16 protein-coding genes are annotated in these 14,025 nt (G+C 34.7%); 7 read left to right on the top strand and 9 right to left on the bottom strand.

Translation table 11 applies throughout. From position 1 onward, the window contains the following. Positions 1 to 336: 336 nt before the first annotated feature. The 8 genes from ACTB0Y_RS14270 to ACTB0Y_RS14235 all read right to left on the bottom strand — a co-directional run bounded on the left by ACTB0Y_RS14270 (position 337) and on the right by ACTB0Y_RS14235 (position 6,085). The gene (locus ACTB0Y_RS14270; RefSeq protein WP_463207511.1) at positions 337 to 1,212 is read right to left on the bottom strand and encodes a helix-turn-helix transcriptional regulator; all 876 of its coding nucleotides are present in this window, start codon (positions 1,210 to 1,212) and stop codon (positions 337 to 339) included. Next, positions 1,202 to 1,774, bottom strand: a complete 573-nt coding sequence (locus ACTB0Y_RS14265) for a hypothetical protein (RefSeq protein ID WP_463207510.1) — start codon at positions 1,772 to 1,774, stop codon at positions 1,202 to 1,204. Before ACTB0Y_RS14265 ends, ACTB0Y_RS14270 begins: the two co-directional genes overlap by 11 nt. After that, positions 1,767 to 2,426: a hypothetical protein gene (locus tag ACTB0Y_RS14260; protein ID WP_463207509.1), complete on the bottom strand. Its 660-nt coding sequence runs from the start codon at positions 2,424 to 2,426 to the stop codon at positions 1,767 to 1,769. Before ACTB0Y_RS14260 ends, ACTB0Y_RS14265 begins: the two co-directional genes overlap by 8 nt. A 76-nt stretch (positions 2,427 to 2,502) precedes the next feature. Then, positions 2,503 to 3,261: a hypothetical protein gene (locus ACTB0Y_RS14255; protein ID WP_463207508.1), complete on the bottom strand. Its 759-nt coding sequence runs from the start codon at positions 3,259 to 3,261 to the stop codon at positions 2,503 to 2,505. 29 nt (positions 3,262 to 3,290) lie between these two features. Continuing rightward, complete coding sequence (locus tag ACTB0Y_RS14250) at positions 3,291 to 4,040, bottom strand: hypothetical protein (RefSeq protein ID WP_463207507.1); 750 nt, start codon at positions 4,038 to 4,040, stop codon at positions 3,291 to 3,293. Positions 4,041 to 4,294: 254 nt separating this feature from the next. Further along, positions 4,295 to 4,501 (bottom strand): hypothetical protein, encoded by a 207-nt coding sequence (locus ACTB0Y_RS14245; protein WP_463207506.1) that lies wholly within the window; start codon positions 4,499 to 4,501, stop codon positions 4,295 to 4,297. Continuing rightward, on the bottom strand, positions 4,502 to 5,008 hold the full coding sequence (locus ACTB0Y_RS14240; protein WP_463207505.1) for a hypothetical protein: 507 nt from the start codon (positions 5,006 to 5,008) through the stop codon (positions 4,502 to 4,504). 18 nt (positions 5,009 to 5,026) lie between these two features. Then, positions 5,027 to 6,085 carry a hypothetical protein gene (locus ACTB0Y_RS14235; RefSeq protein WP_463207504.1) on the bottom strand — a complete coding sequence of 353 codons (1,059 nt, stop codon included), beginning with the start codon at positions 6,083 to 6,085 and terminating at the stop codon, positions 5,027 to 5,029. Positions 6,086 to 6,596: 511 nt separating this feature from the next. Here ACTB0Y_RS14235 and ACTB0Y_RS14230 point away from each other — a divergent pair. Continuing rightward, the gene (locus tag ACTB0Y_RS14230; protein WP_463207503.1) at positions 6,597 to 7,397 is read left to right on the top strand and encodes a hypothetical protein; all 801 of its coding nucleotides are present in this window, start codon (positions 6,597 to 6,599) and stop codon (positions 7,395 to 7,397) included. Positions 7,398 to 7,840: 443 nt separating this feature from the next. Here ACTB0Y_RS14230 and ACTB0Y_RS14225 read toward each other — a convergent pair whose 3' ends face one another. Then, on the bottom strand, positions 7,841 to 8,074 hold the full coding sequence (locus ACTB0Y_RS14225; protein WP_463207502.1) for a hypothetical protein: 234 nt from the start codon (positions 8,072 to 8,074) through the stop codon (positions 7,841 to 7,843). Between the two features lie 172 nt (positions 8,075 to 8,246). Here ACTB0Y_RS14225 and ACTB0Y_RS14220 point away from each other — a divergent pair, with 172 nt between their 5' ends. The 6 genes from ACTB0Y_RS14220 to ACTB0Y_RS14195 all read left to right on the top strand — a co-directional run bounded on the left by ACTB0Y_RS14220 (position 8,247) and on the right by ACTB0Y_RS14195 (position 13,633). Next, on the top strand, positions 8,247 to 9,053 hold the full coding sequence (locus ACTB0Y_RS14220) for a hypothetical protein (protein ID WP_463207501.1): 807 nt from the start codon (positions 8,247 to 8,249) through the stop codon (positions 9,051 to 9,053). A gap of 25 nt (positions 9,054 to 9,078) precedes the next feature. Further along, a complete protein-coding gene (locus ACTB0Y_RS14215; RefSeq protein ID WP_463207500.1) occupies positions 9,079 to 10,020 on the top strand; it encodes a hypothetical protein in 942 nt (313 codons plus the stop codon). Beyond that, the gene (locus ACTB0Y_RS14210; protein ID WP_463207499.1) at positions 10,007 to 10,690 is read left to right on the top strand and encodes an ABC transporter ATP-binding protein; all 684 of its coding nucleotides are present in this window, start codon (positions 10,007 to 10,009) and stop codon (positions 10,688 to 10,690) included. Before ACTB0Y_RS14215 ends, ACTB0Y_RS14210 begins: the two co-directional genes overlap by 14 nt. Further along, the gene (locus tag ACTB0Y_RS14205; RefSeq protein WP_463207498.1) at positions 10,674 to 11,609 is read left to right on the top strand and encodes a C40 family peptidase; all 936 of its coding nucleotides are present in this window, start codon (positions 10,674 to 10,676) and stop codon (positions 11,607 to 11,609) included. The genes ACTB0Y_RS14210 and ACTB0Y_RS14205 overlap by 17 nt, the downstream gene beginning before the upstream one ends. 88 nt (positions 11,610 to 11,697) lie before the next feature. Continuing rightward, positions 11,698 to 12,567, top strand: a complete 870-nt coding sequence (locus tag ACTB0Y_RS14200; RefSeq protein WP_463207497.1) for a hypothetical protein — start codon at positions 11,698 to 11,700, stop codon at positions 12,565 to 12,567. Next, complete coding sequence (locus ACTB0Y_RS14195) at positions 12,560 to 13,633, top strand: S41 family peptidase (RefSeq protein ID WP_463207496.1); 1,074 nt, start codon at positions 12,560 to 12,562, stop codon at positions 13,631 to 13,633. The genes ACTB0Y_RS14200 and ACTB0Y_RS14195 overlap by 8 nt, the downstream gene beginning before the upstream one ends. The last annotated feature ends 392 nt before the right edge of the window (positions 13,634 to 14,025 follow it).

Here is a 14,025-nt window from a genome sequence, read left to right as displayed (position 1 = left end):
AAAAAAACAAAATAAATTTCCATCAAATTTGCACTGTCTTATCATAAAGCTAAATCCACTGATATATCATTTTTTATAATTATCATTTCAGGTTGTCGTTGTGTCTTTTTCACTTGCCCCTAACGGTTGGGCTAGTGGGAGGAAGATTTGCTTACGCAAACCTTCATAACTGCACCAAGCCAAATTTTACATTTTACAATATACAACTTTTCTCAACAATACTTAAAATTTGGCGGTGGTTGTTTAGCTCCACTGTCGACGCAATCAGCCACATGCGCCTTCTTCCCACTTCGCCCGTGTTATATGCTGGTGTTTTTTGCCTTGGTTTCTTTGCATCTAATAATATCGCTCTGAATTAAGACTATCTTTAGGCTGAATTACTTCTAATTCCTCCCTGAGATGTGAGCGGAGTTCTTGTTTTAGATCGTAGGTGTAATACACATAAAGTGAAACAACTACGTAATCTTTATTTTCTTCAACGATTTTTTGCGAATGGTGCAACGGATTGGCTTTGTAATATGCAGCTTTAATGGGTTTCATTTTTATTAAAACCTCTTCCGGTTCAGAATCAGGAAAACGGACGATGCCATAGCAGTGTTTAAAATACTCGTCCATGTCAAAATCTTTTGGCCTTCTTGCGTTTTCATTATACTTTGCTAAACCAGTAATCCTGTCCAACCCAAACACTTTAATAATTCCCTTGTCATCGGCAATCAAATACCAAAAGCCTTTAAACTCTTTCAAACCAAGTGGTGAAACAATGCGCTCGGTTATCTCTTTTTTCTCGTAATGTTCATATAAAAACCTGACTTTTTTATTATCCTCAATGGCTTTTAAAATATCGACAAAAAACTCAGTGCCAAATGCTTTGCGTGGTGAAAATCGAATGTATTTAAGCGCATCAGGAACATTCTTCATAAGATAATAAAATTGCAACGACTCCAGAGCCCGCTCAGCAATTTTGGTCTGATCCGACTCTTCAATGTAATGTCCCTTTTTGGAGGGTGAATATTCAATATTAATACAAAAAAGGTCTTCTATTTCCCCTAAATTACTTTTTAATACTCTCGGAGTAATCACTTCTTCATCAACATTATCTACAAAACTGAAACTTGTCCTGATTTCTTCAATTAAATCTGCTGTTGATGAATAAGGGTTTTTCTTTAAGTGTTCATAAACGAATATATTTCGCCATAATTTTTTATAATCCATTGTCGATTAGCTTTTGATAGTTTATGGGTGTATTGATAATTTTAATGCTGTTTTTGTTTGCATGTGCTATTGTTTCCAGCTCTTTGTTTACATCGATATTATTTGACAAATAGAAGTCCGCCTCCGATTGCAAACCCTTTAAAGCAGCTTTCCAATAGTTCTCAAAATCGGCATTGAAGAAATGGATTAAGATTTTTTTGTTGTAAATCAGATCGCCCTCCTTTGTCGTGTATGTATCTGATGGGTCTATAACAAGATAAATAAACAGGCCTTTATCAAAATCAACCTCTATTTTACCCAAATCCGGATTATTTAACGGATGCTCAACCCGATATGAATTGACAAAGTCTTGCAATTTCTGAACGGAGTCGTTGTATGTGTTGTATTTTTTTCCGATACCATCCATAAACACATCCACGTAGCTTTGGTATTTCCGAAAAGCATTCCGGCGGGCAACAATGAGGCTTTCATCGCTGAAAACCTCATTGATTTCAATTAAATCGTTCAAATCTTCCTTTGTGCGGAAAATTGTACCATGGAGTAGGTAGAAAAGGTTATTCATTACTTTTATTATATTGTTCTATAATGTAATCACTCACTTCTTCCCATAAGTGAATGTGATCTCCATCAATCTCAAAAACCTTCCCATAATTATTTGTTCCAATAAAAGATAAGTTTCGTAGAGTTGAATCAAAATTATTTAGATCCAAAGCCTTTTCTTTTAGCATCTCTATAGTGGTCACAAAATCTTTTTGAATTTGAAAAAATGTATTTATTAAGACTGTGTTTTGCTGATTTGGTTTTTCCAACCAATCTGGGAATCTATTTTCAACTTTTATAATCTCATATTGAATTTTTAATTCATCAAAGGAAGTAGTGGGAGTTCTATCATAATTTTTATGGCATTTACCGCAAAGTATATAAAACGTTTCTTCTGCTGGCTGATGCAAGTCTTTGAATTTAGCTTCAATTGTTTGCAAGTCTCCATTTACAATATCATTTCCAGCAATATAGGGTTTAGCCGCCTCTTTTATGAGATCAACCCTATCTTTTCCATGTTTATGGGCAGCTTGTAATCCCTTTTTTGTTCCACATATTTCACATTTTCCTACATCAGATCTGTATTTTCGAGCTACTGAAGTTTGAATTAAATTTCTCATGTGTGGTCCCAAATACTTATTAAACTCTTCCAAAGTTCCGTTAAAAATAGCCATTACTTATATTTTTAAAATTAATATTTAATTTATTTTCAGATAGCATATTGCCTTTTATTAAATTAACCAACCATTTTCATCCCGTTATACTTTTTCGAGTTTCATCTTCATCACGCATAGCTAAGTAAATATCATCATCAGTAATTGTTAAGTCATAATCCTCTTCATCTGAAGAAATTTCTTGAATATATTCTTCAATCAGCGGTTCAGTCCTTTCAAATAATTCATGAAAAAATCTTTTGAGTGTCGAATCTTTTTGAACTAAAGAAGGAATTATTCTAGTGAAAAAACTGCTATTATCTTTCTTAAAGAACCATTCTCCTTCTAAATTTTTAAAATAATTAAGAGCAATATCAAACAAGTTTTCTGTTTCAGGCTCAACTATTGCACATTGACCAACATTCCATACAAAATATTCATCTAATTTATCTAAGTTATCAAAAGAATAATCGATTGATCTTAAGCTGCATTCTCCTTTATTCTTATAATTAGTGTTTTCAAATCCTTTCTGGTTATTTACAGAATTACCATTTATAAATTCTTTTGAGTTTTGTAAACAAAAGGTTCTGTATAACTTAATTGCTTTTTTATAAGATGCAGAAACATTCTTTATATTACCATTAATGGGGATTTTATGCCTTGGTTTTATTTTTAGACTCTCGTCATTTGTATTGTATGACAATAAATACATTAACTCCTCACAATTGTTCTTTGAAAAGTGCTTATCTAAATCACCATGAAATTCTTCAACTCTTTTACACTGTGACAATATGGTCACCGTTGTTTTATTCGTGTATTTTTTAAAGAGCCATTCTTGAAATAATTCTTTTTGCATGCTATTAAGTTTTCATGTTAATATTTTATTTACAATTCATCAAGTAAATCCAACACCTCCTGATGTTGATGCCGCAATTGTTCATTATTATGCCTGTAATTTTGTTGAAAAAACTGTTGATTTTCAGGCTTAATGATAATTTCCCACAACTCACGGCAAAGATTTATATATTCTTGATTTCGCATTGGAGAAAAGCCCCTGCCTAAAACAAAAAACGAGTCGTTTTCATCTCTTTGTACTGGAAACAACATCTCTCCAATTTTTTCGTCTAAGACTTTTATGACAAACATTTTACGATTAAGCATTTTTGTCCAAACCTTAGCTGGATTGCCCCAAATATCGTTTATCCGATTATGAGGGGTTGTCAATAGATTCATATTATTTGGACAATTTAATTTCCCATCGTATTCAATTGTTAAATTTAACCAATCCTTTCTAATTTCTTCTTTTGTCTTTGTTAAATCTAAATTTTCACCGGAATTATTATAGCTGAGCCAAATTTCTTTAAACTCTTTGTCCTCCTGCATTTCCTCAATAATTTCGTGTATTTTCGGAAGAACTACATTGTCAGCGTTACACGTTTTAATTAAGTCGTAAGCGAATGCAAGTTTAAAAGGAGTGTCAATTTTACTATTTTTGTCAAGAATTTGAAGTATCAATTCTTTATCAATCGGCTCTTCCCAATGAATAAATGACTTTTCAAATTGAGCAGTCAATTCGCAATGTTCGTATTGAACTTGTAAGTCATCGGAATCCGTTATTTTACTTTCTTTGTTCATAATATTTCCCTTTGTTTCTACAAAGGTACAATCCGACTATACCCAAAACCGGTACACCCGTTTTGTTTTTTTGAAAAATCTACGTTGCAAGTTTCGCACTAGCATACAACGGTTTGGCTGGTGGGAGAAAGGATTATATTTACAAACCTTTCTCTTTACAACAACTCAAATTTAGCTTAAATATCGTTTAAATTAAACGCAAGCGCCTTTTTCCCACTCGCCTTTGTTAGCGGTAGTTTATAATATCCATAGTACTAGGCTTTTCCTGATGGAATATGATATTTAATATCTTTTAGTTCAATCGTAATTCTGTCATGTCTACCCATTTCGTTTACTTCAACGGTAATTGTATCATTGATATTTTTAGATATTATTTTCCAATAGAGATCAAAATTATCAAGATACTCATTTTCAAAAAAGATTTCATCACCAACATTGAGTTGCTCAAAACTATATTTCATTTAATGATTATTTAATTGATTGTCAAGGATTGTTTGCTTGTCATTCATCTCTTTTTCAACTTTATAATATTCATCCATTGTTCCAGATTCACCTTTTTTTAGAGCATGATAGTATAAACTATAGGATTCAAATGCTGAAAAATAATCCATCATAAATTGATATAAATCAGGATCAGTTGATTTAATGTCTTTAAATGCTTTGTCAATATCAATGTGATTTACATTGTATGGAATTGAAAGTTTTTTACAAGCTTTAATTGCATAAGGTATCCATACTTCTTGTATATGTTTTATTTCCTGTGGTAACGCCATAAGCGGACTTGATTTTTTGAATTCGTCAAATTTCTTTTCTGCCAATTCTTTTACCGACTTTTTAATATCTTCTGGGTCACTTCCTTCAAGCTTTGCCATTCGTTCAGCATAATCTTCAAGTAGTGCTTGACCCATGAAAAAAGCTGTGTGCCAACGAGAAATTATTTTCGTCAATTCGTCATCTGATTTCTTCATATTTTCTTTGTATTAATATTATGTATCTAAACCTTTTAAATATTCTTCATAATAATTTGTTTCTCTTAAAAACGGGTTATGATTTAGGATATTTCTAGAAATTGGGTGCTCTTCAAATCCAGAGGTTTTTGGAATTTCCTTATCCTTAATAGAGTTTAAAATTTTAACATTATCAAAAAGAAGTCTTATATATTTCACTCCAATTTCTTTCTTCTCCGAAACTTTTTTTTCCATTAGATTTCCAATAAAGTTATTTTTAATGTATTCGAAAAATCTAATTAATAAATGATGACCCTTATCATTCGCTTTGATTATTTTCTCAATGTATGAAATATGATTTTCAAAATCATTATCAACAAGATATTTAACAGCAAACTCATATTTATTTTCTTCATCTTTTTCAAATATAGATTTATAATATTTTTCGGCAATAAAAAAATCAGATTCAATAACAATAGAGTGTAATATTGATGCATCTATTTCTTCAATATCATCGTTTTCATCTAAAAAATCAATGATTTTTGCGATATCTTCCTCTTCCAAATTATCCGTATCGTTTAACACAAAATAATTTGTTACTTCAGATAGTCTTAATCTATCATTTAATAGGTTTAAAATTTTTGTTGTTTTTTGTTTTCTAAGTTTTTCAAAGTAATTTTCAAAATTTCCTTCTAATGTTTTTAAAACATCTTCTTCAAGATTCTTGACTTTATCAACAATTTTTTTGTTGGGTTTTAAAACAAGAAAGTAATTAATTAATGGGATTGCTATCACAACTATCGTCAATAATATTGAAATAATTGCAAAAAATGAAGAAATACCATTGAAGATATTCGTATTTGATTCAAGAGTTGTTCTTAGAATATCGTTTTTCTGTTTTAATTGACTTTGCTCACTAAGAATTACACCTATTATAGAATCTATTCGAACTTGACTTGAGTATAAATTCTCATGCTTATTTTTAGTGGATGTAGATTGTTTTTTAACTCGATTACTATCTACTATTGAAATTGTGTCCTTCTGTCCAAACAAATTAAAAAAAATGAATATAATTACAATTGAAGTATAAATTCTCATTATCTATTGTTTATTGATGTTTCTTGATTTTATTAAATTTAAACATTCTTCTTAAATTTCCCTAAAAAGTTACAAACTCTTTAATTACCGCTAACATATAAATAAGTGCTATTAATAGCACTTATCATTCCATTTTCCGGCGATAAGCGAACATTTTGTGTTCGGTTATCTGATTTTGATAAACGTTTATTAAAACGTTTATCGTAACCATCCAAATTTAACAAAGGTTGTTGGGGATTCCTATTTTTTTGTAAAAAAATGGCTGCGGTGGGTTCAAAAATTTTATATGCAAATGAAATTACGGGAAAACGATCGGTAGTGGAGGAAACTGTCAAAACAAACCTGAAACATGAAATGCCAAAAATTATAAATCTTTGATTTATGTAATTTTTCGAGCATCCACGAAAAACAAACAAATTTAAAATTTGTGTTTTTCGGGACCTGAAACCTAAAATCCCGAAAGTTATTATCTTTGTTTTATCGTAGTAAATTAAAAGGCAACATAATAAGGATGAGCAAAAAAATAATCAATAGTGAAGTTTGCTATAGTGTAAAAGGTTTTGAAAGATACCATATAAGTGAGTCAGGACGAATATACAGGACCGATACAGGTAGAAAAAGATCCTGGCGTACAAAGGGAAAAGTCTATATAACCGAGCTAGAAGTCCAATTTAGAGTGCAAAATGGTAAGCTTAGACATGGATATGCCAGCCTTACTGACGATAATGGAAAACCACGTAGTGTTCCGGTAGCCACGTTAGTTGCAATCGCCTTTGGCAAATTACCCAAAGGGGTAAATAAGAAAAAACAAGAAATTGGTTACAGGGATGGCAATAAAAAAAATCTTCATTACACAAATTTAATCGTTAAAAAAAGAAAATTCACCAACACTAAACTTACGCATGAAGATGTAAAGCATATAAAAAAACAAATTAAACAAGGGCTTCCATTAAGAAAAATAGCTTTGGATTATGGTGTTTCCGAAATGCAAATCAACAGAATTAAGACAGGTGAAAACTGGGGTAGTGGAAAAAGGAAAATAAAAGCCCCAAAAGCACCTTTTGATATAGAAGATGGCAGGATTAGAAAATACATTGCGACTTTCAATAAAAAGAAAGCCGCCAGGGGCATTAAGAAAGAATTTACAGTTAAGCGAAATCCCGAGGAACCAACTGATAATACAATAATCGGGATATTGAATGGTTATAAACTCACATTAAAGCACAAGAACATCACCCGTGCCAGACAAATTGTTGAAAAATTAAACAATTATTTCTTTGTTAGTAAAAAGAAAGAAAGATTAAACGGATAACCCTGGTATTGTGTTTAATAGCTTTAGTTACTTTTGCATAAAAATGTCATAGTTTGGTCATTAGTTTGCTGCTTGTAATTCTTATATTAAAGATCGTATGTCGATAGTTAAAACACCACCCGATACAAGCGCGGTAGCTGGGGGTAAGTCAATTTTTTTCATTAGTTCTGTTTTATTTTAATTACCGCCAACTAACAGAAAACTGTAATAACCACATCCGATCTTCCATATAGCCATCTACCGTTTTGTGGCTAACTGCACCTTTTGGATGCGGCTATCTGTTTTTGGTAAACGCTTAATAAACGCATGCCCTAACCATCCAAATTTAACAAAGGTTGTTGGAGATTCCTATTTTTTCGTAAAAAAACAGTGTGCGGTCAATTTGCAGGAAAACCACACGTGCGGATACATGGGGCAGCGGGGCTTCGTAAGTACAAATGATTTTATAAGTACTTTCCATAAATCTGTTTGGCTGAATCATGAGAGTTTAATCGTCCTTCTTCGATATCCTGCAATCCACGATTTATGGATGCAAGTTCTTCGTCTTTTAAGTCGGCATACCAATCTTTTGATTTGGCATAATTCTCCTTAATTGACCGAAGTTTCTCGATCACCGAAGAGTCGTTTAGTTTTGAAATCCATTCGATTAAATCCAATTTTTGACTTTGAAAGTTCATTGTTTACACTTTTATGGGAAAATACTAAATAATATACGAAAAGGGAAATAAGAATCCGACTTATGCTCTACAATTGTAAGAGTTGTATAATTTTTGTTTCTTTGATTAAACCAATAAAATAAAAAAGATAGATTTAGTATAAAAAGATAATGTAAGGGCAACAGGAGGGCATATGGAAGAGCAGAATAATTTGTACGATAAATTGAAGAAGATGATTGGCGATAAATCTGCCAATATCAACATATTGCAGGAACAAATAGATATAAAACTGCAAATGAAGTATTTTCAAAAAGCTAAAGATGTAAAAAAAACACTCGATAAAGCATACGATTACCTTACAGAGGTGCAAAAACTATATGATCCCGGGCTGCCTGTGGAGGAGAAACAGGCTTTGGTATGCAAACTGGCATCTTTTGACAAGGTAGAATATTTTAGAGCCCTTGAAAAATACAAAGCACATGCAGATGAAGACATGAAGGCATGGGTAACACTGGGGCTACAGGAAAGTCGCATGCTTTTAGAAAGCGAATTACTCGACGAAAAACAATTATTTGTTTCTACCGGTCTGGGCGGTAAAGGCACCAACTTACGGTATTTTGTGGTGCTAATAAACAACGATAACGAAAATTATTCTGAAGTTCAGAGAGAACTGATAGGTAAAGAATTTGCGTATAACATAAAGAAAAATGGCGGTGAACTGGAAGAAGTAGAATTTGAGGAAAAATTTGCCATGCTCACCTGCTTGCTACCCATTGAGAAACCTGTACAGGAAATATTAACCAATGCAACAAAGGAGTGCAATAGTTTCGGGAAATTCATACAGGAGCACTTCCTGATAACCAATGTAAAGAAAATGTCCACTCATGAAATCAAGGAATTTCTGGAATCGGAAGCGAAAGGTGAAGATTTCAACATAAACCTTGATCAAAATGATGACTGGAACAATGGAATTGAAGATATAGACCCCGAATTGGAGTAACCATTAAAAAAACAATTGCAATAAAGTGCAACTACAAATTATCAGGATAAGATTCGTACAGGGTTTACGAGCCCTGAAAGATATTGGATTTTTACGTGCTGTTTTTTTATTGTTGCCATTATCTTTTGTTATTTACATTATCTACAATGCAGCCTATCAATATCCAATCTGGCTTATTTCTATTTATGGGTTTCTAATTGCTTTGATTCATCTCAAACGGTCCGATAAGACATTTCTTCAAGGCATCCTTCAATGGCCGCCTGCACTTATGGCTTTAGAATACTTTCTAATTTCCATACCCCTTTTAATATCGCTCGGTGTTCATGAAAATTTTGTGCATCTAATAACTTATGCAGGCATAATTAGCCTAATAAGTATTATTCCACCGCTTCGATATCAACATATCAATATCAATTTTCTCTCCGCATTGATTCCGCCACGGGCTTTTGAGTGGAAAAGCGGTCTCCGAAGAGGCGCATTGTTCATCATAATAATTTATCTGATTGCCCTGGCAACCTCTTTTCATCCGGCTGCTATCCCAATTTCGATATTAATTTTAAGTGTTTTTCCGCTTGGGTTTTATGAAAAAGGCGAACCTTTACAAATACTTTTTGCCACTGAATTGCCGCCCCGTTATTTTATACATCACAAAATAACTACTGCACTCAAAATTTATTTTTTGTTCATGGCCCCGCTCATAGTTATCTACCCGATTTTCAATGCTGAATTTTGGTATATCCCGGTGATGGAAACACTCATTTTTGCTCTTACAATAGCCTATATGATAATGCTGAAATATGCCTTCTATGAGCCAAATGAAAAAAACACAGCAGGACAGATCTTTGTGAGTCTTGGAATACTGAGCATTTTTATTCCGGTTTTACTCCCTTTACTGATTATTTTGACCATATATTTTTATCTCAGAGCCATGCAAACCCTTAAATCATACCTGAATGATTACAATTAAAAACCTGACACTGAAATACGGTAAAAAAACCGTAGTAGAAAACCTCTGTTTATCAATTCCACCAAACGAGATTCATGGTATAGTAGGGCTGAATGGGGCTGGTAAAACGACCCTTTTAAATGCACTCTTCAGAATAAAAAAGATCCATTCAGGAACCATTAACCGGCAAAGTGAAAAACTAAAAAGAAGCAGCATTTGTATGTTACCCACAGAACCATTTTTTTATGACAATATTACCGGAGAAGAATATCTTGACATATTTAAAATCCCAAATTTCGATGTAAATAAATGGAATGCCCTGTTTAAGTTGCCCCTTAAAGATTTAATAGAAACGTATTCCACAGGCATGAAAAAAAAGCTGGCGCTGATGGGCGTAATAAAACAAGACAAACCAATAATGATTTTAGATGAACCCTTTAATGGCCTTGACCTCGAAACTACCCGCATAGTAAGGTCTATCCTCCTGGAGCTTAGGTTGCAGGAAAAAACAATCATTATTACTTCTCATGTACTGGAAACTTTGACGAATTTATGCGATAAGCTACATTATTTGTCTGATAAAAATATACAGATGCAAGCAGAAAAAACTAATTTTGATACTTTTGAACAATCGCTTTTTGAAAGCATTAAAGAAAGAAATAAAGCAGCACTGAATGAATTATTTGGTTAGTGGCAATAGCATAAGAAATACTTTTATAACAATTCCGGTAACGATACTATTTCTGTTGCTTACAGCATCTTGCGGTACAACCAACCAATATCAAAAGCTCAATAAGAAATACGACAAAGCCCAATACGAAAAAGTATTAAAAAAGGCCAACCGCTACATTCAGAAAAATCCGGCCGACCCTACCCCACTCTATTTCAAATCCTTAATTCACACACATTTTTATTCCAATACGCATGAGCCGGCCGACCTAAAAGGCGCACTAATGTATTTGGACCAGGCCCGGCAAAAAAATATACCTGATTATTTAAAAGACGATATTCAGCAGTTGACCGACCAACTGGTTCAAACAGTAAATAAAGACATGCCTGCAATTGAAGAAAAAGCAGGAACACTTACCAGCCAAAAAATCCATGAACTTTCACAAAAACTGGAACAGGCTCCGCAAATTAAATTTGCAAAAGGAGAAATTACTTATACAAACAGCGCATCTAAAAAAGTAGCATCTTATAAAGTAGAAGGGCTGCGCAAAACCATAGTAAAAAAAGCACAGGACTACGTGGGCACGCCGTACAAATATGGAGGCACAACCTCACGGGGTTTTGATTGTTCCGGGTTCACCGGGCACGTATTTGCCGAAGCAGGTATTAATCTGCCACGCACCGCAGCACAGCAAGCCGTTTCCGGACAAAAAATCAGGGAAAGAAAAGCACAACCGGGCGATTTGGTCTTTTTTACCAAAAACAAATCAGGCGGCAATATCAATCACGTTGCAATTATTCTCGACACAGATACACAAGGTATAAAAAAAGTAATTCACAGCACGAGCCGCGGTGTTATTATCGATGACCGCTCCGGTGGCTCGTGGAAAAGTTACTGGAACCCACGCAAAAAACATATTGCAAGCTTCATCAATGACTAATAAAAATAAAAAAATATACGCGCTTATTTTTAATTTGGTTTACTGCACACAATGTGTAAATTTGCAGATAACCAAAACCAAATTCACCTTGAACAAGCTTCTTCTGCCCGCACTCATATTACTGCTTCCTCTTTTAGGAAAGACCCAGGATACAATCAGATTATTCGACCACAGCGATCGTTCAAACTACATCCTTTCGGGTGGCTATGTAGGCCAACAAAAAACAATAGATGAAGGCGTATCTCCGCTGCTCTATGAAGGACTTAATTTTGGAGGGCTGTTGGGATATCGATCAGAAAAAATGAACCGCATCTGGGATATGCAAGCCGCCGTAGGCATGAGTTATCAGGGTAGCGATGCCATTAATGATTTGGGCTATTTCAGGGCATACAATATCGACCTCTCAGCTCGATATTTGTGGAACCCCGATCCCGGCCAAAAATTACCATTTAACATTTTTGCAGGACTCAACGCAACTTATCTGATGCGATTTAGATTCAATGAACAATTGTTCAATGCAGCATTCGGATACGATGTACTAAACGGGATAGGGATTTCGGGCCAGCTGAGCAAAGTGCTTCATCTCAAAGGATTTGAAATCAATTTATGGCGCTGGCAAATAAAATATCATCCGCATCGCATAAGTTTTGAAACAGCTTTTGACATTCCGTTGGGATTCGTTTATCTTAGGCCAACATACGTGGTTATTGAAAATTTCGTCGATGGCAGAACAGATCCGTATGACGTGGATCGCAGTGAATCTACAGCCATTGGTAAAGCCGTACTTCTGAATTTCAATACAGGCATCAACTACCATTTACGCAACAGCAACATTATTCGCTTTGGATATATCTGGAAATATTACAAAATCGATCCCGGGTACAGTCCGGTGCGTGGCACGCAGCATCTGTTTCAATTGATCTTCAAATTCAAACTTAACAAAACAGCTCATGAATAAAAGATCATTTTACATAAGCACACTAACTCTCCTGGCATTGGTGACATTCAGCACTTGTGAAAAAAACCTTATGGACGGAGATCCCAACTATAGCCCGGAAGCAAACTTTGAATATCTGTGGAAGCAGGTTGACGAAAAATACAGCTATTTCGATGTTAAAAACATAGATTGGGACGAGGTTTACACGGAATACTCGGCTCGTGTGCATTCGAACATGCCCAACGAAGCGTTTTTTAACCTGATGTTCGAAATGCTGGGCACACTGAAAGATGGCCATGTAAACCTGCGTTCATCATTTAATGTATCGAGGTACAACATTTCGTATGATGCACCTGAAAATTTCAATGGGCGGCTACTCGAAGATTATTATCTCGAACCCAACGAGCTCAACCATTTTAACCTTTCAGAACACTCCTACATCACCGGACCGTTAAGACACCAGATATTTCCGGTAAACGGACAGTTCATAGGTTATATTCACTATGGCTCTTTCAGCAATCCGATTAGTGATTACGACATTGAATATACCCTCAACAGAATGCGCCCCACAAAAGCCCTCATTATTGATGTGCGGCAAAATGGCGGTGGAGCCATTACCAACATATTTCAGATGATCAACCGGCTGACTGAAGAAAAGTATTACATCTATGGCACAGTTATAAAAGACGGGCCCGCGCACGATGATTTCGGCGAGCTGATGAAAGTATACAATGAACCGGAAGGCCAGGTAAAATATAACAAACCAGTGGTCATTCTCACCAATCGCAATTGCTACAGCGCCACTACCTTTTTTGCTGCAGCACTTAAAGCCTATCCACAAGTTACCCAGGTAGGCGACACCACAGGAGGTGGTGCAGGTGCCCCGCATGGCGGCCAAATGCCCAATGGTTGGTATTACCGTTTCAGCGTAACCCGCTCAGGCTACCCTGCCAATGATACACTTTACGATTTTGAAACCGGCGTACCACCCGATGTTTACGTGAACATGGACCCTGCAGACGAAGCCAACGGCCACGATACCATGATTGATACTGCGATAACACTACTCGTCAACCAGACAAAGTAGAAAAGCAGCGTATTTCCAAAGAACTTAATTGATCGCATTTGTAGTGGAAAAAAGCTGAATCTATCCATAAAGTTGCGGATTAAACGGGTAAATCCAATAAAAAATATCCGGGAAAGAATAATCACTTGGTATTTAGTTTTTTGTACAGTTGACAGAAATATCATAGATAAACTGATTAAAACGGAATCCGCTTTAAGTCTTATTCCCGAAAATCTGCTTATTAACAATATCGATTTTTCAATTCCAGATTAATGCATTGTAGCATAATACGGTGAGAAGAAAATATCAATATGCCTAATCCGCGTTCTATGTTCCACAGCTTACACCGATTTTCCTGATTCCGGAGGAATCACATATTTATAGCTTTACAGCAAGCTATAAAAATCACCGCG

This window comes from Salinivirga sp., from assembly GCF_055145285.1.
Note: the sequence above shows the minus strand (reverse complement) of the source record. Positions and strands in the feature narration are given on the sequence as shown.

What these genes read in the sequence shown, in the direction of transcription:
- ACTB0Y_RS14270 (WP_463207511.1), bottom strand. Translation starts at nt 1,212, where the DNA reads ATGGATTATAAAAAATTATGGCGAAATATATTCGTTTATGAACACTTA.
- ACTB0Y_RS14265 (WP_463207510.1), bottom strand. Translation starts at nt 1,774, where the DNA reads ATGAATAACCTTTTCTACCTACTCCATGGTACAATTTTCCGCACAAAG.
- ACTB0Y_RS14260 (WP_463207509.1), bottom strand. Translation starts at nt 2,426, where the DNA reads ATGGCTATTTTTAACGGAACTTTGGAAGAGTTTAATAAGTATTTGGGA.
- ACTB0Y_RS14255 (WP_463207508.1), bottom strand. Translation starts at nt 3,261, where the DNA reads ATGCAAAAAGAATTATTTCAAGAATGGCTCTTTAAAAAATACACGAAT.
- ACTB0Y_RS14250 (WP_463207507.1), bottom strand. Translation starts at nt 4,040, where the DNA reads ATGAACAAAGAAAGTAAAATAACGGATTCCGATGACTTACAAGTTCAA.
- ACTB0Y_RS14245 (WP_463207506.1), bottom strand. Translation starts at nt 4,501, where the DNA reads ATGAAATATAGTTTTGAGCAACTCAATGTTGGTGATGAAATCTTTTTT.
- ACTB0Y_RS14240 (WP_463207505.1), bottom strand. Translation starts at nt 5,008, where the DNA reads ATGAAGAAATCAGATGACGAATTGACGAAAATAATTTCTCGTTGGCAC.
- ACTB0Y_RS14235 (WP_463207504.1), bottom strand. Translation starts at nt 6,085, where the DNA reads ATGAGAATTTATACTTCAATTGTAATTATATTCATTTTTTTTAATTTG.
- ACTB0Y_RS14230 (WP_463207503.1), top strand. Translation starts at nt 6,597, where the DNA reads ATGAGCAAAAAAATAATCAATAGTGAAGTTTGCTATAGTGTAAAAGGT.
- ACTB0Y_RS14225 (WP_463207502.1), bottom strand. Translation starts at nt 8,074, where the DNA reads ATGAACTTTCAAAGTCAAAAATTGGATTTAATCGAATGGATTTCAAAA.
- ACTB0Y_RS14220 (WP_463207501.1), top strand. Translation starts at nt 8,247, where the DNA reads ATGGAAGAGCAGAATAATTTGTACGATAAATTGAAGAAGATGATTGGC.
- ACTB0Y_RS14210 (WP_463207499.1), top strand. Translation starts at nt 10,007, where the DNA reads ATGATTACAATTAAAAACCTGACACTGAAATACGGTAAAAAAACCGTA.
- ACTB0Y_RS14205 (WP_463207498.1), top strand. Translation starts at nt 10,674, where the DNA reads ATGAATTATTTGGTTAGTGGCAATAGCATAAGAAATACTTTTATAACA.
- ACTB0Y_RS14195 (WP_463207496.1), top strand. Translation starts at nt 12,560, where the DNA reads ATGAATAAAAGATCATTTTACATAAGCACACTAACTCTCCTGGCATTG.